This window comes from Texas Phoenix palm phytoplasma (genome assembly GCF_005774685.2).
Lineage (GTDB): Bacteria > Bacillota_I > Bacilli_A > Acholeplasmatales > Acholeplasmataceae > Phytoplasma.
Genome location: NZ_VBRA02000004.1, coordinates 1 through 20,805, shown reverse-complemented (window position 1 = coordinate 20,805; position 20,805 = coordinate 1). Strand labels below are relative to the sequence as shown.

15 protein-coding genes are annotated in these 20,805 nt (G+C 19.5%); 1 reads left to right on the top strand and 14 read right to left on the bottom strand.

Features of this window, described 5'->3' with window-relative positions; translation table 11 throughout:
* Window positions 1-41: 41 nt before the first annotated feature.
* Entirely contained in the window at window positions 42-977 is a 936-nt protein-coding gene (holA, locus tag FEF22_RS00355; RefSeq protein ID WP_210352259.1) for a DNA polymerase III subunit delta, read from the top strand.
* Here holA and FEF22_RS00350 read toward each other — a convergent pair.
* The 14 genes from FEF22_RS00350 to FEF22_RS00285 all read right to left on the bottom strand — a co-directional run bounded on the left by FEF22_RS00350 (window position 970) and on the right by FEF22_RS00285 (window position 18,980).
* A complete protein-coding gene (locus FEF22_RS00350) occupies window positions 970-1,521 on the bottom strand; it encodes an L-threonylcarbamoyladenylate synthase (RefSeq protein ID WP_246833680.1) in 552 nt (183 codons plus the stop codon). The two genes, holA and FEF22_RS00350, sit on opposite strands and share 8 nt — an antisense overlap.
* Window positions 1,522-1,576: 55 nt before the next feature.
* Window positions 1,577-2,635, bottom strand: a complete 1,059-nt coding sequence (locus tag FEF22_RS00345; RefSeq protein WP_138107851.1) for a PCRF domain-containing protein — start codon at window positions 2,633-2,635, stop codon at window positions 1,577-1,579.
* 42 nt (window positions 2,636-2,677) lie between these two features.
* A complete protein-coding gene (gene dnaB, locus FEF22_RS00340; RefSeq protein WP_210352263.1) occupies window positions 2,678-4,063 on the bottom strand; it encodes a replicative DNA helicase in 1,386 nt (461 codons plus the stop codon).
* 17 nt (window positions 4,064-4,080) lie between these two features.
* Window positions 4,081-6,609: a 50S ribosomal protein L9 gene (rplI, locus tag FEF22_RS00335; protein WP_138107852.1), complete on the bottom strand. Its 2,529-nt coding sequence runs from the start codon at window positions 6,607-6,609 to the stop codon at window positions 4,081-4,083.
* Between the two features lie 208 nt (window positions 6,610-6,817).
* Complete coding sequence (gene rpsR / locus FEF22_RS00330) at window positions 6,818-7,048, bottom strand: 30S ribosomal protein S18 (protein WP_138107853.1); 231 nt, start codon at window positions 7,046-7,048, stop codon at window positions 6,818-6,820.
* 45 nt (window positions 7,049-7,093) lie between these two features.
* A complete protein-coding gene (locus FEF22_RS00325; RefSeq protein WP_138107854.1) occupies window positions 7,094-7,561 on the bottom strand; it encodes a single-stranded DNA-binding protein in 468 nt (155 codons plus the stop codon).
* Complete coding sequence (gene rpsF, locus FEF22_RS00320; RefSeq protein ID WP_138107855.1) at window positions 7,554-7,859, bottom strand: 30S ribosomal protein S6; 306 nt, start codon at window positions 7,857-7,859, stop codon at window positions 7,554-7,556. Before rpsF ends, FEF22_RS00325 begins: the two co-directional genes overlap by 8 nt.
* Window positions 7,860-8,125: 266 nt before the next feature.
* Window positions 8,126-9,151, bottom strand: a complete 1,026-nt coding sequence (trpS, locus tag FEF22_RS00315) for a tryptophan--tRNA ligase (RefSeq protein ID WP_308699397.1) — start codon at window positions 9,149-9,151, stop codon at window positions 8,126-8,128.
* Between the two features lie 127 nt (window positions 9,152-9,278).
* Complete coding sequence (locus tag FEF22_RS00310) at window positions 9,279-10,103, bottom strand: hypothetical protein (RefSeq protein WP_138107857.1); 825 nt, start codon at window positions 10,101-10,103, stop codon at window positions 9,279-9,281.
* A gap of 76 nt (window positions 10,104-10,179) precedes the next feature.
* Complete coding sequence (gene dnaN / locus FEF22_RS00305; protein WP_138107858.1) at window positions 10,180-11,319, bottom strand: DNA polymerase III subunit beta; 1,140 nt, start codon at window positions 11,317-11,319, stop codon at window positions 10,180-10,182.
* A 41-nt stretch (window positions 11,320-11,360) separates the two neighbouring features.
* Entirely contained in the window at window positions 11,361-12,734 is a 1,374-nt protein-coding gene (gene dnaA / locus FEF22_RS00300) for a chromosomal replication initiator protein DnaA (protein WP_138107859.1), read from the bottom strand.
* Window positions 12,735-12,985: 251 nt separating this feature from the next.
* A complete protein-coding gene (gene nrdE, locus FEF22_RS00295; protein WP_138107860.1) occupies window positions 12,986-15,466 on the bottom strand; it encodes a class 1b ribonucleoside-diphosphate reductase subunit alpha in 2,481 nt (826 codons plus the stop codon).
* A 2,435-nt stretch (window positions 15,467-17,901) separates the two neighbouring features.
* Window positions 17,902-18,636, bottom strand: a complete 735-nt coding sequence (locus FEF22_RS00290) for a hypothetical protein (RefSeq protein WP_138107861.1) — start codon at window positions 18,634-18,636, stop codon at window positions 17,902-17,904.
* Window positions 18,633-18,980, bottom strand: a complete 348-nt coding sequence (locus FEF22_RS00285) for a hypothetical protein (protein WP_138107862.1) — start codon at window positions 18,978-18,980, stop codon at window positions 18,633-18,635. Before FEF22_RS00285 ends, FEF22_RS00290 begins: the two co-directional genes overlap by 4 nt.
* Window positions 18,981-20,805 lie beyond the last annotated feature (1,825 nt).

Genomic DNA, 20,805 nt, shown 5'->3' with positions numbered 1-20,805 from the left:
CAATTAAAATTTCTAAAAAATTAAAAAATAGGAGATTTGATTTGAAAATATATCCACTAAATTTATTTTTTTGTAATCAAATTTTTTTTTTAGAACAAAAAAAAAATATTTTAAAAAATTTTTGTAAAAAAAAAAATTATCATTTTTTAAATTATAAAATTAACAAAGACAATTTTACAAAAATTATTCAAGAAATTAAAAAAGAATTATTTACAAGTTCTTTTTTTTATGAAAAAAAAATACTTTTTATAGAAAATTTATTATTTATTTATTCAATCAAAAAAATAAAATTATCTTTTTTATTAAATTATTTTGAAAATAATAGAGGAGATATAATTATTTTTTTAACAGAAGAAAAAAATAATATACCATCATACTTTCAAAAAATAATAAACCAAAAATTTAATATAAAAATACAACCAAAAATATATTCAAATAATCTTTTCCAATATATATCAAATATTTTTAAAAAAGATAATTTTATTATAAAAGATAAAATAATAAATCAAATAATAGAAAAAACTTATGGTAACTTTTTCTTATTAAATTCAGAAATTAAAAAAATTAAATTATTTCATTTATCAAATAAAAAAATTTATGACGAAGAAATAATAAATCAAATAATTTATAATGAAGAAGAAAAAACTTTTTCTTATATAAAAGAAATTATTCAAAATCAAGAAAAAATAAATTTTATTCTATTTTTCAACAAATTTATAAAAAATAAAAAAAAAGATTTTGTTTTTTTTTATAAAATAATAAATAAGTTAAAAGAATTGATAATTATCAAAATTTTATTAAACGAAAAAACTTCTGAAGGAGATATATCTTTTATTTTAAATTGTAAATTAAATAAAACTTATTTGTTAATTAAAGAAGCACAAATTTTAAATTATGATAAAATGGTATCTTTGTTTTTAAATTTTTCAGAAATATACTATAAATTAAAAAAAAATTATTATAATTACTCTAAGTGATAATTTTTTTTATCATTTTTAAAGAAATACTGCCCTCCCTTATTAATCTAAAATTCTTTTTAGTAATATCTATAACAGTAGAAGGTATTGAAGATAAATTTTGATCATTTTTATAAATATGATCTACTTTATTTTGATATTTGAATTTAATTTTTTCAAATTCATTTAAAGGAGGATAACCACTTTGATTAACAGAAGTAGCAAACAAAGGTCCTTCTTTTTTAATCAATTTTAAAGCTATTTTATTATTAGGAATTCTAATTCCTATTTTTTTTAAATTTGTTTTCTTATAATAAGAAGGACAAGTATTCACGACCAAAGTTAAAGCTCCTGGCCAAAAAAATTTAGAAATTTTAATAATATTTTCATTTATCAAAACTATATCTTTAAGTTGTTCTAAAGAATAAAATAAAATACCAATAGGTTTATTATAATCTCTTTTTTTAATTTGATAAATTTTTTTTAAACTTTCAGAATCATCAATTTTAGTTCCTATGCCATAAACTGTATCAGTAGGAAATATAATAATTTTTTTTTTTAACATAATTTTTTTAATTTAAAACTCTTAATTTTAATATTTAATAAAAATTATTTTACTATTAATTTTTATTATTATTAAATTGTTCGATTAAAGGTTCTATTAATAAATTTATTTTTCCTTCCATAAAAAAATCTAATTTTTTTAAAGTTAAATTAACCCTGTGATCAGTTATTCTATTTTGAGAATAATTATAAGTTCTTATTTTTTCACTTCTTTCGCCTCTACCTATTATTCTTTTTTTAATATCGTTTTGTTCTTGATGTTTTAAAGATAATTTTTTATAAAAAATTCTATTTTTTAACAAAATAAATGCTTTTTCTTTATTTTGATGTTGACTTTTGGCTGTTTGGCTAGCAACGCTCAATCCAGTAGGTAAATGAGTTAACCTTACAGCTGATTTAGTAGTATTAACAGATTGTCCTCCTGGACCACTTGCATTAAAAGTATCTACCCTAATATCTTTCCATTTTAAATCAAATTTTTCTTCACTCGAATAAGGAATAACCAATACTTTTACAGTAGAAGTATGAATTCTACCTTGTTTTTCTGTAATAGGTACTCTTTGGACTCTATGCACACCTGATTCATATTTTAATAATGAATAAACATTATCACCACTAAAAATTACTGTAACAGAAAAAATTCCATTTTTTGAACTAGTAATTAAATTAATTATTTCAGTTTTCCATTTTTTATTTTCTGCAAATTTCATATAAGCTCTAAAAAGATCTGCAACAAAAAGATTAGATTCATCTCCTCCGGCAGCTCCTTTAATTTCCATAATAACTTTTCTATTATCTTCTTTTGGTTCAGAAGATAATAATTTTTTTAATTTATCTTTAATTAAAATTATTTTTTTTTCTAATATTTTTTTTTCTTTTTGAGCTAAAAAAACCAATTCTTCTTCTTTAGAAATAGAATTGTTTTCATTTATAATTTGTTCTAATTTTTGATATTCTTTATTCAATGCTAAATATTCATCATAAACTAAAACATTTTTTTTTATTTCATTAAATTCTTTTAAAAAAGAAATATTTTTTAAATTATCATAATTTTCTAATATTTTTTTTTCTAAAAGAAAATATCTTTTTTTTATTAATTCTAATTTTTCAATCATTATAAAAATATTATCCTTTTTTTAAAAATTAAAAGTTTTTTATTATTCTAAAAAATTATCTATTTCACGAAAAATAAGACAATTTGAATCGAAATTAAATTTTTTAATTCCAGTAACACCTTGACGATTTTTTGAAATAATCAATTCAGTATTTCCACTTAAATCAGTGTTTGTCGTTGTATTGATATTTTTATTATTATTATAATATTCTTTACGATATAAAAACATAACAATATCCGCATCTTGTTCAATACTTCCTGATTCTCTTAAATCAGATAAAATAGGCCTTTTTTCTTCTCTTTTTTCAACTTCCCTAGATAATTGAGACAAAGCTAAAACAGGAACTTTTAATTCTCTAGCCATTTGTTTTAAACTTTTAGAAATATCAGAAACTTCTTCTTGACGATTGTAGAAACTTTGATTACTCATTTTATTAGATTTACGAATCAATTGTAAATAATCAATAATTACAATATCTAATTTATTTTGATTCTTAAGTAATCTACATTGAGTTCTAATATCTATTATATTAACACTAGAAGAATCATCAAAATAAATATTTAAATTTTCTAATTCTTTTGAAGAAGCGTTTAACAAAGATATTTGATTTTCATTTAAAAAACCTAATTGAATATTTTTATGAGGTATAAGACTATGAGAACTTAAAATCCTAGTTCCTAATTGTTCATTTGACATTTCTAAACTAAAAATAGCCACATAAGCTTGATTATTTTTATTTCTTCTAGCAATATTTACAGCTAAATTCATCATAAAACTACTTTTACCCATTGAAGGTCTAGCTGCTAAGATAATCAATTCTTCTGGTTTAAAACCTAAAGTAATATCATCTAGATTTTGATAACCAGTACTTAAACCAATTAATTTATGATCCCTTATATTAGAAATAGTTTTTTCTCTAACGCTTTTTAATAAATTAGGAATAGAAATAAATTTACTAGTTTTTTTCTTTTGAGCAATTTGAAAAATTTTTTCTTCAGCATTATTTAAAAAATTTTGCGAATCTAAATCTTGATTATTAATACCGTCATAAACTATATCAGAAGCCACTTTAATAACTTCTCTCTTAAGAGAAGCTTCACGAACAAAAGAAATATAAGTATCTAAATGATAAAAAGAAGGAACTATATTACATAAATCAATTAAATATTGTATTCCACCTTCAATTTTTTGTTTCTTTTTTTTTAAAAAAACCGAAACAGAATAATAATCAATTTCTTTATTGTTTTTAAATAATTCTTTCATAGAATTGTAAATAAACTGGTGTTCTAAACTAAAAAAATCTTCTGTTTCTAATTTACCTTCTATATTCATTATTTGTTTAGGATCTAAAAAAATAATTCCTAAAATAGATTGTTCAGCTTCTAAAAAATAAGGTAATTTTATATTTTTTTCGTTTTTTTCATTCATTTTTAAACCTATCTTTTTCAATTATTTTTCAAAGATTTAACATTAATAAAAAAAGAAGCACAAATATCTGCAGTCAAATTAACATTAACTTTAAATTGTCCTAAACAATTAATTTCATTTTCTAATGAAATCTTTTTTTTATGTATTGCTATTGCAATATTATGTTGCTTATAAAATTCATCTAAAATATTTTTTAAAGTTATTTTTCCATAAATTTTACCCTGAGGCCCTACGTTTACAAAAATATCAATTTGTTTGTTGTCTATATCATTTTTAATTTGTTTCATTAAAATATTATGTTTAATTTTTTGTTCTTCTTGTATTTTTTTTTCTTTTTCTAATTTTTGTATATTTTTTTCATTAGCCAAAATAGCTTTTTTTTCTTTAATCAAAAAATTACCATAACCCGAATTAACTTCAATGATTTCATTTTTTTTACTTTTATTTTTTAAATCTTCTAATAAAATAACTTTCATATTTTTCAAACCTTCTTTATAATACAAAAATAATATATTCTTTAATTTTTCAATAATTTCTTCAATGTTATTGCTGTCAATTTGAGCAGCTGCGCTATTTATATGTCCTCCTCCGCCCATTTGCTCCATAATTAATTGAACATTAATTTGATTATAAGATCTTGCGCTAATTCCAATTTTATTTTTTTGCAATTTACAAATAGTAAAAGCAGCTTCTATATTTTGAATATTCAGAATATTTTCAGAAACTTGAGCTAAAAAAGACCTATTATTACAAATAACATTACTTTTTGCAATAGCATATCTATCTAAATAAATTTCCATATTAGAAATTAATTCATTCATTTTTATAATTTTAGAAAATTCTGGTCTTAACCAAAATTTTACTTTAAAACTTTCAGCTCCCATAGAAATCAATTGGGCAGCTGCTTCTAAAGTTCTAGGGCTAGTACGATAAGTAAAATAATTAGTATCAATTATCATTCCTCCATACATAATACTAGCTTCAAAAGGAGTAATTTCGATTTTAGAATTAAAAAAAACTATTAATTCAATCAATATTTCTACAGTAGAAGAAGCTGAAGAATCTAAATAAGCAAAAGTATTAGGTATAACTTCTTCAGTTGTTCTGTGATGATCTATTATTAAAATATTTGAAGTTAAATTTAATAATTCTGGACTATTAACTATATCTTTGTTATAAGTATCTAAAATAACTAATAAAGAATTATTATTAACTAATTTTAAAGCTTTTTTAGTATTAATAATTTTTTTAGATAATTTTTTTTCTTCTTGAATTAAATTTTTATAAATAGATTTAAAATTTTGATCTATTTTTTCTTCATCAATGATTAAATAATGATTAGAATTATTTTTTATATTTGAAGCTATTTTATAAAAAGCAATCATTGAACCTAAAGAATCTAAATCTGCTAAGATATGACCCATAATAAAACAATTATCATGCTTCTCTAAAAGATCTTTAATAATTTCAGAATTTACCCTAGTAGAAACTTTTGAATTAGTACTTAAAGAAGAAATGGTAGCACCAAAATATTGAATTTTTTGATTTTCGATATTTACTACAACTTGATCTCCGCCTCTTTTTTGAGCTAATTCAATAGCATTTTGAGAATGAAAAGCAAGTTTATTATAAGGCAAATTATAACAAGCAATTCCCATAGAAAGAGTTATTTTTAATTTATATTTATTAGAAATATCTCTAATATTTTTTAAAATAAAAAATTTATTTTCCATCATTTTTTCTAATTGTTGACGATTAGATAAAAGCAAAAATTTATCTTCTGATAATTGCTTTAAATAACTTTCATATATTTCAAAAAAATCTGATAACGCACTAAGATACTCTACTTTTATTTGAGATTGTTCAGATAAATCACAATTCCTCAAAGAATTATCTAAATTATCAAAAGATAAAAAAATTAAAGCAGGAGTTTTTTGATAATAAAGTTTTTTAATCCTTTCTCTTTCAGTAACATTAAATAAGTAAAAAACATTGAATTCTTCATTATATATACAATCAAAACTTTCTTTACCTATATTTAGAACAATTTGTTTTTCAACACAATTCAATAATTCTAACATTTTAACATTTAAATCATATAAAAGAGTATTAATTTCAGGATTATTAAAAATAATATTAGCATAATTATTAACCCATTGTATTTCCTTAGAAACAGAATCAATAACAATAATTCCTATAGGTAATTCATTAAATACATCTTCTCCTATTTGATGAACATAATATGATAATTTAGACCACAAAGATAATCTATTTTTTAATCTTTTAATTCGAAAATGATTTTTTAAATTAAAATAAATGCAAAAAAGAAGGCAAAAAATAATAATTTTACCAAAAAGACTAAAAAACAATGTTAAAATAATAGTTTTAATTTCTTTCAAATCTTTTAAAGCTTTTTCAGGTTGTTGAAAAATAATTTTCACATTATTAAAATCATAAAATATAGTATGCAAAGAAAAAACAATAAAAATTAAAAAAAATATAAATTTATTATAATTAACAATTTTTTCACGAAATTTTCTAAACATAATTTTCAAAAAAATCTCTTTTCTTTTTTTTTATAAATTTTACATTTTCTATTTAAATTATATTAAATTTATAAAAAAACATTTTATCATAAATATTAAATATTATTTTTTTATATTTTATTATTTATTTTTCTTTTTAGAACATAAAAAAAAATAATAAGTATATAAAAAAAATAAACGAGCTATTTGCTTGTTTATTTAATTTTAACTATGCCACAAAAGGTATCAAAGCCATAATACGAGCTAATTTAATAGCTTTAGCTAATCTTCTTTGCCATTTGGCCGAAGTTCCAGTAGTTCTACTAGGTAAAATTTTTCCTTTACTAGTAATAAATTTACTCAATAATTCCACATTTTTAAAATCAATATAAGTAAACTTATTTTGAGTAAAAAAACAAACTTTACGACGTCTTTTTAAATATTTTTTTGGTTTTTGCATTTTATTTTAACACCTGATTTATTTAAAATTTTTTATTTTGAAAAATTAAAAAGCTAATCCATCATCTTCTTCTATTTTGATTTCTTCATAATTTTGGTCTTTTTCTTTTTCATTAATTTCCAACTCATCATTATTTAAATTATGTTTCATTAAATGATCTTCATTTTTACCATTCATTTTAAAATTATCTTTTTTAAACTCTAAAAAATGGATTGAATTACAATTAATTTTCGTAACAAATTGTTTTTGATTATTTTCAATATTATCATAATTACTAACTCTAATATTGCCTTCGATACCTATTAAAGAACCTTTTGTGATATATTTACATAAAGTTTCAGCTTGTTGACGCCAAGCAACACAACGAATAAAATCAGTTTCATATATTCCTGAAGAATTTTTAAAATTTCTATTAACAGCTAAAGTAAAATTTACTAAAGGAATATTCCCATTAACAAGAACCAATTCAGGATCTTTTGTGATTCTACCAGTTAAACAAACAAAATTAATCATTAATATTTTCTTCCTTTTCTTCACTAATTTTAACAACAACAAAACGAATTATATCTTCTTGGATATTAGATATACGATGAAATTCTTTAATCATTTCATTATTAGCATAAACAAAAAAATTAACATAAAATCCTTGAGAAAATTTTTTGATAGAATAAGCTAAAGTCTTTAATTCTGGACCTTTAAAATCTAAAATTTTTCCTTCTTTAAAAATATTATTAATATTATTAGTAATATTTTTTATACTTTTATCGTCTAATGTAGGATTTAAAATATACATTATCTCATATTTTTTCATCTAAATTATTAATAACCTTTCCTTATGGTCTTTTGATCTTAATTTATTAATATAAATAAGATAAGGAGTTTTTAAAAAACATTAATTTATACTTATTTTTATTTCATTTATAATTTAATTTTCAATAATTTTATAAAAAAATAAATTCAATAATTTTTAAAAAAATTTCTTTCAAAATCACTTATTTTTTTTCATATCTAGCGTAATTCTATCAAATAAAAAAATTAATGTCAATATTTTAAAAAATAAATAAAATTTTAAAAATTTTATTTTAAAATTCCTATTCCTAATTTTTCTTTTAACAATTTGATCTTTTTATCAGCCATTGTTTGCATTTTAATAGTATTTTTTTTTAAAATATTTTCAAAAGAAAAAGGTTGATTTCTTAAAAAATAAAATTTTTTCTGAATAATTCCGATTTTTTCCACAACTAAATCAGAAACTATTTTTTTAAACTGCATATAAGAATAATTTTTAAAAAAATCTTCAGACTGAGATATACTACAACCTTTAAAAGAAGAATAAATATTCAAAAGATTAGAAATACCAGGTTTTTGTGAAACATTATATTTTATTTTATTATCAGAATCAGTTACTGATTTAAGAATTTTTTCCCTAATTATTTCCAATTCATCTAAAATAAAAATACATCCTTTATCATCAAAATTATTGTTTTGTGAACTTTTACTCATCTTATTAATTGGATTTTTTAAAGATTTTATAATTTCTCCTGACTTAAAAAAATTAGGAACTTTAAATATTTTTCCATACAAAGAATTAAAACGTCTAGCCAAAGTACGAGTAAGTTCTAAGTGTTGTTTTTGATCTTCTCCTACAGGTACAATATCAGGTTCATAAATTAAAATATCAGAAGCCATTAAAATAGGATAAGTAAATAAAGAAATTCTTAAATTTTTATTTTCAATATTTTTATTTTTTTTAAATTGAATCATACGATTCATTTCGCCATAATAAGATACACTTTCCATAATATAATGCAAATAAGAATGTTGAGGAACATCAGATTGAACAAATAAATTAATTTTTTCCAAATCTAAACCAGAAGCTAAACAAATAAAAATTATATTATAAATATTTTTTTTTAATAAATTAGCATCTTGAACAGTAGTCAAAGCATGCAAATCAGCAATAAAAAAATAAATTTCATATTCATGACAAAATTTTTTTTGAAAAAACAGCAAAGGTTTAATTATTCCTAAATAATTTCCTAATGTTAAATCACCCGTAGGTTTAATTCCAGTAACTAATCTCTTTTTTTTTTTAATAAACATTGACATAAAATTATATTCTCAATTTCAATTCCATTTAATTTATTTATTTATTTATTTTTATGTTAGGAACGATTTTTTATTGAAAAATAAATTTAAATATTAATATTTGAAAAATTTTTAAAAATATTTAAATTACATTTTTTTTTCTAAATAAAAATTTTTTATTTAAATTATTTTTTAAAGAAAAAACCATAGCAAAAATAAAGGTAAATAAAATAGTTAAGAAAAAAATCCTAATCAAAACTGCTAATTCATGACTAAAACCAAATATTTGTTTTCCAAATAACTCTCCATGAATTGGACATTGAATAGTAAAATAAGGTAACCAACAATCATCGCTAGAAGAAATATTATGACATCCTTCTACAATAAAAAGACACAAAAACCAAAAAAATAAATAACCTAAACAATGAAAAAAAGTATAAAAAATTTTTTTATTAATTTTAAATTCTAAAGGAACAAAAAACAAAAAAAACAAAAAATAAAAAAAAGGAACTAATAAATGTTGAAATATACTAATAACATGTGATTCATAAATTTGATATAAAAAATTTTGACTAAAATCAAAATTATTTTTTTGAAAAAATATTGAAAATTTATAAATATCACTTTTAGTAGTCCAAAGAGCAGAAAGAATAGTATTATAAACAACACCAATTATTAACGCATCTACAATAGACATAAAAAAGATATAATAATATAATTTTTTATTTTTAATATTAAACAAAAAAAGTAATAAAACAATTAAAATAAAAAAAATAGTTTGTTTTGTAAAAAAAAACATTAAAGATCTAATAATTTGTAAAAAATTTAATTTTTTCACATAATAAGAAGATTGTATATCAATTACAAATGTAAAAATAGTTATAAATAAAACAAAACAAAAAAAAATTTTTCCAGAAAAACTTAATAAAGAAAATAAAGAATCATTTTTATTTTTTACAATATTCATTTTACTCAATATACCTTTGTTTAATTTTTATTAATTTTTATTAATTAGAAAATAATAAAAAATTTTTATAATTATTTTATTTATTAAAAAAAGGGAAAATCAAATACAAAAGACTAGGATTTTCCGAATTAGAAATTATAAAAGGTTTTGTTGGAATTTCAAACCGAAAATCAATATACTTTGTAGGAAAAACTTTTAAAATTTCTTCTAAAGACTTTAGATTAAAAGCAGTTTTATAATTATTCTGCAAAAATTCTTCTAAAATTTCAATCTCTTCAATAGCTTTTCCTATAATTTCACTACAAGAAGAAATTTCTACTTTGCTTTTTTCGTTAATTTTAAATTCAACTATATTTTCAGAAATATCTCCTTCTTTAGGAAGAAATAAAGACAATCTTTCTAAAATTTTAATTAAATTAACTCTATTTAACGTAAAAAAATGACAAAATTTATCTTCTTTAATTTTAGGAATTTTAGGATATTCACCTTCTAAAAGAATAGTTTGAAAAGATAAAGAATCAGTATTTAAACAAAATTTTTGTTCATTTATAGAAATTTTTAAAACTTTTTCTTCTTGTTGTTCCAATAACTTATTTAATTCTTCCAAACTTTTCACTGGAACAACTACATTAAAATCAGAATAATCAATATTTAGTGGAATTTTTTTTTGACTAACTCTAAAATAATCAGTTGCAATAGCAGTTAAAAAAGGTTTTTTATAAATTAAATTTAAACCAGTTAAAATAACTTTTGTTTTTTCTTTAGAAGCAGCAACAATAGTTTCTTTAATCAATTTAATTAAACATTCACTTTCAATTTCAAAACAATTTTCAAAATCAAAAGAAAAATCACTTAAAAATGGAAATAAATCAGGATTCATAGTTTTTAATTTATATTCAGAAGTCTCAGTTTGAATAATTAAAAATCTTTTCTCCATAGTAGCCATTTTTAAAAAATCATGATCAATTTTTTTAATAATATCTGTAAAATGTTTTCCTAAAACTGTTATAGAACCTTGTTGAATAACTTTTAAACTATCATCTTTAACTTTTTTTCTAACAGAAACATTAGCATTATTAACTTCCAAAAAGAAATAATCTTCTTTCATTGTAATTTTAATATATAAATTTGGTGGAAAAAGAGTTTTTTGTGGAAGTATTTTTTGCATCTGGTTAAGATAATGTAAAAAAACTTCTTTTTTAATTTCAAAATTCATATTTATTATTTCTTTATTTTTTCCTTAAAAATTTTTTTAAATTAATTTATTTTGTCAGAAACTAATTGCAATATATTTCTTAGTTGTTTATCAACAGCAATTTGTTTTTCTATTTTTTTAAAAGATTTAACAATTGTAGAATATTTTCTCTTAAAAAGAAAACTAATATTTTTATAAGAAATATTCTGAATATTTTTCATAAAATAAATAGCAACACATCTAGGCAAAGTTAAATTAGAATATCTTTTTTTACTGACGAAATCTCGAATTTCAATATTATAAACTTCACTCAAAACACTTTTTATTTTTTCAAAATCCAATTCCTCCTTAAGAGGCTTTTTTTTAGTTTTTAATAGAGGTTCAAGAGAATTAATAGTATTTTTTAAATTAATTTCCATATTATGAAAATTTGTATAATTCATTAACCTCAATAAAGCACCTTCCATTTCTCTAATATTATCATAAAAATTAGAAGAAATAAATTCTAAAATTTCTTTTTTTATTAAACTATTTCCTTGTATTTCAAAAAATTTTTTTCTTAAAATATTTAAACGATGCTTGGAATCTGGTTTTTTAACATCTACTACTAATCCTGCTTTAAATCTATTTGTTAACCTTTCCATAATATCATTTAATTCAGAAATAGGTTTATCACTTGTTATAACTATTTGTTTTTTATTAAGATTAAGATAATCAAAAAGTTTAAAAAATTCCATTTGAGTTCTTTTTGCTTCTGACATCATTTGAATATCATCTATTAATAAAACATCTATATTTCTATATTTATTATTAAAATCTTCCATTTTCTCTTTTTTTAATTGATGAGTAAAATCTTCAATAAAGGAATCAGCTTTTATATACAAAACTTTCTTTTTAGGATTTTTTTTTAAAAAATAATTTCCAATAGCCTGCATAAGATGAGTTTTTCCTAACCCAACAGAACCAAAAATATATAATGGGTTTACAAAAAATTTATTTGATTCAGCAACTTTTTTAGCCATTTGAAAAGCAAAATTATTACTTTCTCCAGAAACAAAATTCTCAAAAGTATATTCTGGATCTAAATTACCTTGATGAAAACTATTAAAATTAATTTTTTTATTTTCTAAAAAATCATTATTTTCCTGTACTAAATCATTTTTTATTTCTTTTTTAGAAATAAACTCAAAAAAAATTTTTTCTTCAGAATATTTTTTTGAAATTTCTTCTATTTTATCTATATAAAAATTAGAAATTTTTCTTTTTATAAAATCATTCTCAACCAAAAGAAAAAAAATTCCATTTTCTATTTTGTAAGGTTTTTTCATATAAGCGAAATTTTCTTGAAAAACCTCATCACTATAAATAAGAGATAAATCATTTAAAATATTATTCCAAATAACTTGATTTTGATTAGACAACTCTTTTTCTTTCATTTTATTTACCTTTTAAGTTTTATTTTCCAACAATAAAATTTCATATAAAAGTATAATTAAATTATTTATTAAGTAAAAAAATATTTTTTATATTTATATTATTTTAAAATTTAGATTTAATTAAAAAAATTTTAAACAAAAAATAATAAAAATAGAAAATCAAAAAATATTATTTTTATTATTTCTTGAGATTTAGAAAATTAAATATTTATCATAATAATAAAAAATGAAAAAATAATTTTTTTTTAAAATTAAATTCCACAACTTTCACATTCAAATATTTTTAATTTTTGAGTTCTTGTATAATAAAGAGTTTTAATTTTTTTGTAATTTGCATACAAATAATATCTTTGCAACTCTCTAGTATTTATATCTGAAGTAATACAAAGTTCAAAAGAAATTCCTTGATCTATATGTTTTTGTGCAGTACTAACAACATCTATTATTTTATATTTATCCATTTTATAAGCGGTTTGATACATAAAAGCAAATTCTTCTAAATGCGGAGCAGGAAAATAAGTTTTTGAATTTCCATAAGTTCTTTCTTCTACTAATTGTTTAATAGGTGTTAGCGAAGGAGTTGCAGACATAATATACCCTATAGAACCATTAGGAGCTATTGCTAACCTATGTGAATTATATAACCCATATTTTATAACATTTTTTTTCAATTTATTCCAATCTTCATCTGTTGGAATTTCAATTCCTTGAAAAATTTTTTTTATTTTCTCTGAACTAGGAAAAATAGCTTTTTTATCTTCAAAATATTTTCCATTAGCATAAGTAGATTCTTCAAATTTAAAAAACTTTTCGCCAGTTTCTTTAGCTTTATTATTAGAATGCAAAAGAGAATAAAAATTAACAATATTAAAAAATACATCTATCAATTCTATATCTTCGGGACTTCCAAAATCTATCATCTCTTTGGCTATAAAACCATGATGTCCCATAATACCAAAACCAACACTTCTATTTAATTTATTAGCTTTAAAAACTGCAGGAACATAACTTATTTTAGTTTTTAAAGAAACAGAATTCATAATTTCCATAGCAGAAAAAACAGTTTCTTTTATAGAATTATTTTTTATCATATTTTCCATATGTCCGGAAGAAAGATTACAGGATATATCCATACCTATTTTATCTTTTTCTCTATTATCATAATCACCGTAATGAGAAGTTATAGAAGGTTGTAAAATTTCCGTACACAAATTAGAAAATTTTATTTTTTGAAATGAAGTATTTTTTTCATTAGCATTGTCACAAAACATTATATAAGGATATCCAGACTCTCCTTGGATTTGGGCTATTATTTCTAATAAATTTCTTGGATTAATAAATTTTTTCTTTATTTTAGGATTTTTTATTAAAACATCATACCATTTATCCATTTCAACACTAATATCAGAAAAATTTAATTTATATTCTTGAAAAACATTATGAGGAAAAAAAAGAGCCATTTTTTGATTATTTTTCGCTAATTCTATCATTTTATTAGGGATTACAACACCTAATGATAATGTTTTTAATCTTACATCTTCATCAGCATTAAGTTTTTTAGAATTTAAAAAATCTTCAATATCTGCGTGAAAAACATTTAAATAAGCAGCTCCAGCTCCTAATCTTTGACCCATTTGATCTGCATAACGAAATGCATAATCTAATAATTTAGCAACTCCTATAACTCCTTTGCAAACATTTTTAATTTTTTTAATTGATTCACCTTTAGCTCTTAAATTAGATAAATTAATAGAAACTCCTCCTCCTATTTTAGAAAGTTGCATAGAAAATTCTAAAATTCTAGAAATATCATTCAAAGAATCTCCAGCTTCTAACAAAAAACAAGAAACAAATTCTCCCCTATTTTTTAATCCTGTATTTAACAATATAGGTGTAGCAGGAGTAAAATTTTGTTTAATAAGATTCTTTATAAGAGTTTTAGCTAATTCGAAATTTCCAGAAGCATGATATAAAGCATTAACAGATAATCTATCTTCATAAGTTTCTAAATATTGTTCCTTATTTGAAGTTTTTAATGAATAATCTTTATAAAACTTAAAAGCTCCAATAAAAGAAGGAAAACGAAATTTTGCATCATAAGCTATTTTATAAATTTCTTTTATTTCTTCATAAGAATATTTCTTAAAAAATTCTTCTTCATAATATTCTTCTTTTATCAAGAAAGATATTTTTTCTTTTAAAGAATTAAATTTTTTTAATTTTGGAATAACTTCCTCCAAAAAAAAAGATTTTAATGCTTCTTTATCTTTTTTTAAATCTTTTATTTCTCCTTTATCATTAATTATTTGATTATTTAAATAAATCCAAGGTTTTATTTTATTATTTTTATTTTTTTTCGATTCTATATCCATATTTTTATACTCTTTTAACCATTTTTTAATATATTGTAAATCCTCATCAAAACCCTTTCCTTCAAATTTTAGTATCAAAGGAATTTTGTATTTTTTTTCTATCAATTCTCCTGCTTTGCCAAAATTAATACCATAATTTTTATTTCCTGAAACAGCCAATCCTACAACTAAATAAGAATATTTTTTTAAGAATTCTTCAGTAACATTAGATATTTCTCCAAATTTAACTGTTTTAGTTATTAAAAAAATTTCTTCATCATCTAAATTTTGGAATTCTTCAATTCTCTCGGATTTATAATCTAATCTCATTGCAAATTCAAATACATTACCATTAGGATAACTATCGTAAACTATTTTCATATTAAATAAATCACCTTTTCCCAAAATTCAAAAATAAATTATTTCTAAAATAAATAAAACAAAAATAACTTTTTTTCATAAAATATTTTAATTAAAATAAAAAAATTTTCAAAAATAATTAAAAAAATAAATTATCAATAACATAAACATAAATAAAACAAAAATAAATTTTTTTTAATAAAAAAATATAAATACAATAATTTTTTTTGATAATAAATAAAATAAATAATTTCTTTTATAATTATATTTTAACTTTATTTTTTAAATAAAAAATAACTTTTTTATTTTTTATTAAATAACTTTTTTAAAAAAATGATTATTACGCTTTTTTATTTTATATTTTTTGAAAAAATTTTTTATACTTTATATTAAGTTTTATTAATATTTATTTTTTTAAATTTAAAAAAATTTCTTTTTTATCTTTTTCTTATAAGATTCCACTTTTAGTAAATCGTACTAAAAATATTTTGGCCGCATTTGTCCAATAATGCCAAAACCTAAATATGCTTTAGATAAAGTATAAAGTAAAGAGTTTATAGAGGGGAGGAAAAAACCTTCACAGAAATTTTTTCCCACGTTAGAAAACTGGATTTGCTTTATCTACGAAGGAATTTTTTCTTCAACATTTTCTTTTTTCGTTTTTCAAAAAAAATAAAAAAAATTTTTTTTTCTTCTTTATATATTAGTTATATAGTTATATTGTTATTGTTATTAGTAAACCGACCAAAAATTAGCGTTTTTTTGTGTTTTTAACCTTTTTTAAGTAATTACACAAAAAGTTATTCCACTTTTTGAAATTGATATTTTTTAAAATTTGGTCAAAAAAGAGTAAAAATTTTCTTTTTTTAGCTTTTTTAAAAATTGTGTTATAAAACGAAGAAGAAAATATTTTACTTTTACTAATTTTTGTATAATATAAAAAAAGTAATTTGCAAAAGTAAAAATAATACGCAATATGCAAAATATCTTTAATAAAGTAAATTAATATAATAAAAAATATTATCTTTGTTAAAGCAATTATATAAACTCCAAGTCTGCCTAAACTAGGAAGAAAGTTTGTTTTATTTGAAAAGTAAACATTTTTAAATTGTAAAAGACTTTGGCATTGCTCTTTTAAAAAAGAAAAAATAAGATTTAAAATGTTAATAAATAGTTCAATTATAGTCATTGATTAAACCTGCTTTCATTTAATGTGTATCTGTATAATTATAGCAAAATTGATTGTATATATTTTTTTTATTTAATTTAATTTTATAAACAAAAACATAAAAGTCAAGACATTTTACTTTTACATGATTTTTTATATTAATTTTTATTACTTTAATTTGTAAATAAAATATTATATAAAATTATATAAAAATTATATAAATATAAAAAAGCCATATAAGACACCTAATTTAAGTTAAAATGTCTATAACATTTTTTATGTATACTGAAATTGTTTGATTTAAAAAAATCTTTTATTTCTTTTAAATAGAAATTAGAAATAAAAAGTTATTATATTTTTTAGTAATACTTTAAAAAATATTTCTTTTTTAGAATTCTAGAATTCTAAAGATTAAATAACATTTTTCCTAAGAAACCTTATAAAAATAAAACAAAAACTTTATTAGTAAATAGTTAAAAACGCTTTATTTTATTTACTTACTTATAAACAAATTTAGTAATTATTAATTTTATTTTTTATTTGTTTTATTTAAAAATTTTTTAAAAAAATAAAAACATTGTCAATAAAATTATATTAAAAAATAATATTTTTGTTATGAACAATTTAAATTAATTTAAAAATTTTTCATTATAATGTATTTTTTATATCAATAATTTTCCTTCTAAAAATTTATAATTTTTTTAAAAGATTTATTTATTCTTTTATGCTTTTAAGATAAAGTTAAAGTAAAAATTTAATAAAATAAGTATTTTTAGTATTTTTCTTTTTTTCTTAAAAAGAAAATGATAATAATATGGAAAAATATTAAACAAAGTAATAACTTTTTTAAAAAATTACATTTATTGTAATTAAATTGGAATTTTATATTTTTGATATAAATTAAATAAGTATTTAAATAAAAGTTAATTTTGAATTTTTCAAAAAACAAAAATAAAAAATTTCTAAACAATAATAACAATGTAATTTATTTTTGTAAAAGAAAGATTAAAAACCATAGAAGATTTATTATCCTCATGAAAAAAAATTTAAAATTACAAGTTATATTGAAAAGGTAAATTAATGATTTTAATAATGCTGGTATTTGAAGATTTTCTTTAATTTTTTGAATAGCTGAATTTATATTATTAATATCAAATTTTTGTTTTTCATATTTATTTTTTTCATTAATTTTTTTCTTTATTACTTTAAGTTGTTTGATTTCTTTTATTAAAAAATTTGTAGGCGAACTTACTTCGCCTATACTTTAAATAAAAGTAAAAACTTTAAATTAAAATAAAACAGGAATTCTAGTTGTAGCCAAAAGCAAAGAATCAACTCCAACAATATTTTCTAATAAATTTTTTTCGTTATTTTTTGAAAATTTAACAAACCAAGGTTTATAATGATAATTATTTACAATTTTATTTTTTTCTTCAGAAGAAATATTATTTTGCATAAGGATATATTTTTCTGTTATTTCATCTACTTCATCAAAAGTTTTACCTCTAATATCTATATCTCTAAAATGAGTTAATTCAGGAAATATTTCTTGAAATATTGTTTTTCCAATATCATCAATATTACTTAAATAATTTTTTTTTTGATTTGAAAAAACTTCTTCTTCTTCATCTATAACAGGTTTAGAAACAAAAGAATAATACTCTTCCAAAAGTTCTTCTTCAGATTTTGAATTTGTATTTAAATTATTTTCTTCATTTTTATCTTCAGAAATTATTTTATTTTCAATAATTTGTGATTCTATAATTTTTTCTTCTTTATTAATATTTTTATTAATATTTTCAGTGAAATTATTTTCAGGTATAATTTTTTTAGAAGTAATTTCTTTTGTTACTTCAGGAATTATTTCTTTAATTTTTTCAGAAATTTTTTTTTCCTTGAAATTAACTTCTTTCAAAGGAATTTTAAAAAAAGGCGAAAAGAAAAAATTGAATAAAGATAAAATGATTAAAATTATGAAAATTAAAACATAAATAATAAATAGAAAATATTTTTTATTTCTCATGTTTTTATATCCTTAATATTTTTACAAAATTTTATTTTCAAAAAATTTGTTATCCATCGAAATGGAAAACAAAAAATTTTAAAAATATTTTTAATTAAAAATAAAATCAAATAAATAAAATTAAAAAATAATTGAAAAATATCTTGGATAAAATAAATTATTATCATAATGAAAGATATTTTTAAAAACGAAAAAAGAAAATTTAATAAATTTCCTAAATTAGGAAGAATTTTTTCAGTATTAGAAAAATTAATATTTCTAAACTGTAATAAAATATAATATTGTTCTTTTAAAAAAGAAAAAACAATATTAAAAATTTTTAAAAATGATTCTATAAAAATCATTTATTTATTCTCACTTTCTTATCATTATTGTCTATATAACTTCGGCAAAAGTTATATAGATTTTTTTTATATTATTTATTTATTTTTTTGTAAAAAAAATATAAAGTCACAGACACCCACTTCCAGAAAAATGCCTATGACTTTATATATACATTATACACCATCAAATAAAAAAGTCATAAACACCTTATTAATCCAAATGTCTACAACTTTTTTATTTATTAAAAAAACTAAAATATTAATGTTTTTAAAAAATTTTTCAATTCTTTTAAAAAGAATCTAAATTGGTTATTTATTTTTTACATAAATTATTATTAAAAAAAATTTATAAGACAATAATAAGAAATATAATTATTGTTAATATATTTTATATATCATAATCTTTAACGATATTTAATTCTTTACAAAAACATTTTTTAATTTTTTTCAAAAAAATAAAAAAAAAATTTTTTTTCTTCTTTATATATTAGTTATATAGTTATATTGTTATTGTTATTAGTAAACCGACCAAAAATTAGCGTTTTTTTGTGTTTTTAACCTTTTTTACGTAATTACACAAAAAGTTATTCCACTTTTTTGAAAGTTATTCCACTTTTTTATTTTTTGTGGAATAACTTTTTGAATTCACTACTTATTCCACTTTTGGTGAGTCGTGAAAACAATTTTTGGCCGCCACCTATTTTCTTAATTTGAAAAGCTTCATAATGACTTAAATGAAGTGAGTTCATAGAAATCCCTCACTTAAGTTTTTTACTATGTGAGAAGACTTGATTTGCTTTATCTACGAAGGAATTTTTTCTTCAACATTTTCTTTTTTCGTTTTTCAAAAAAATAAAAAAAAATTTTTTTTTCTTCTTTATATATTAGTTATATAGTTATATTGTTATTGTTATTAGTAAACCGACCAAAAATTAGCGTTTTTTTATGTTTTTAACCTTTTTTGCGTAATTACACAAAAAGTTATTCCACTTTTTTACCAAGTTATTCCACTTTTTTGCCAAGTTATTCCACTTTTTGACTAAGTTATTCCACTTTTTGACTAAGTTATTCCACTTTTTTTTAAGTTATTCCACTTTTTAAAATGGACATTTTTTAAAATTTAGTTAAAAAAGAGTAAAAATTTTCTTTTTTTTTAGCTTTTTTAGAAAAAGAGACAAAATTTTCTTTTTTTTAGTAAAAAAAAGTGGAACAACTTCCTAAAAACAGAAGTTATTCACATGTTATTCCACTTTTTTGAATAAAAAAATTTCTTCAAATAAGAACCAAAGAACTTCATTTATAAACTTTGTTCCAAAGTTATTCCACTTTTTTGAAAGTTATTCCACTTTTTTATTTTTTGTGGAATAACTTTTTGAATTCACTACTTATTCCACTTTTGGTGAGTCGTGAAAACAATTTTTGGCCGCTACCTATTTTCTTAATTTGAAAAGCTTCATAATGACTTAAATGAAGTGAGTTCATAGAAATCCCTCACTTAAGTTTTTTACTATGTGAGAAGACTTGATTTGCTTTATCTACGAAGGAATTTTTTCTTCAACATTTTCTTTTTTCGTTTTTCAAAAAAATAAAAAAAAATTTTTTTTCTTCTTTATATATTAGTTATATAGTTATATTGTTATTGTTATTAGTAAACCGACCAAAAATTAGCGTTTTTTTATGTTTTTAACCTTTTTTGCGTAATTACACAAAAAGTTATTCCACTTTTTTACCAAGTTATTCCACTTTTTTGCCAAGTTATTCCACTTTTTGACTAAGTTATTCCACTTTTTGACTAAGTTATTCCACTTTTTTTTAAGTTATTCCACTTTTTAACATGGACATTTTT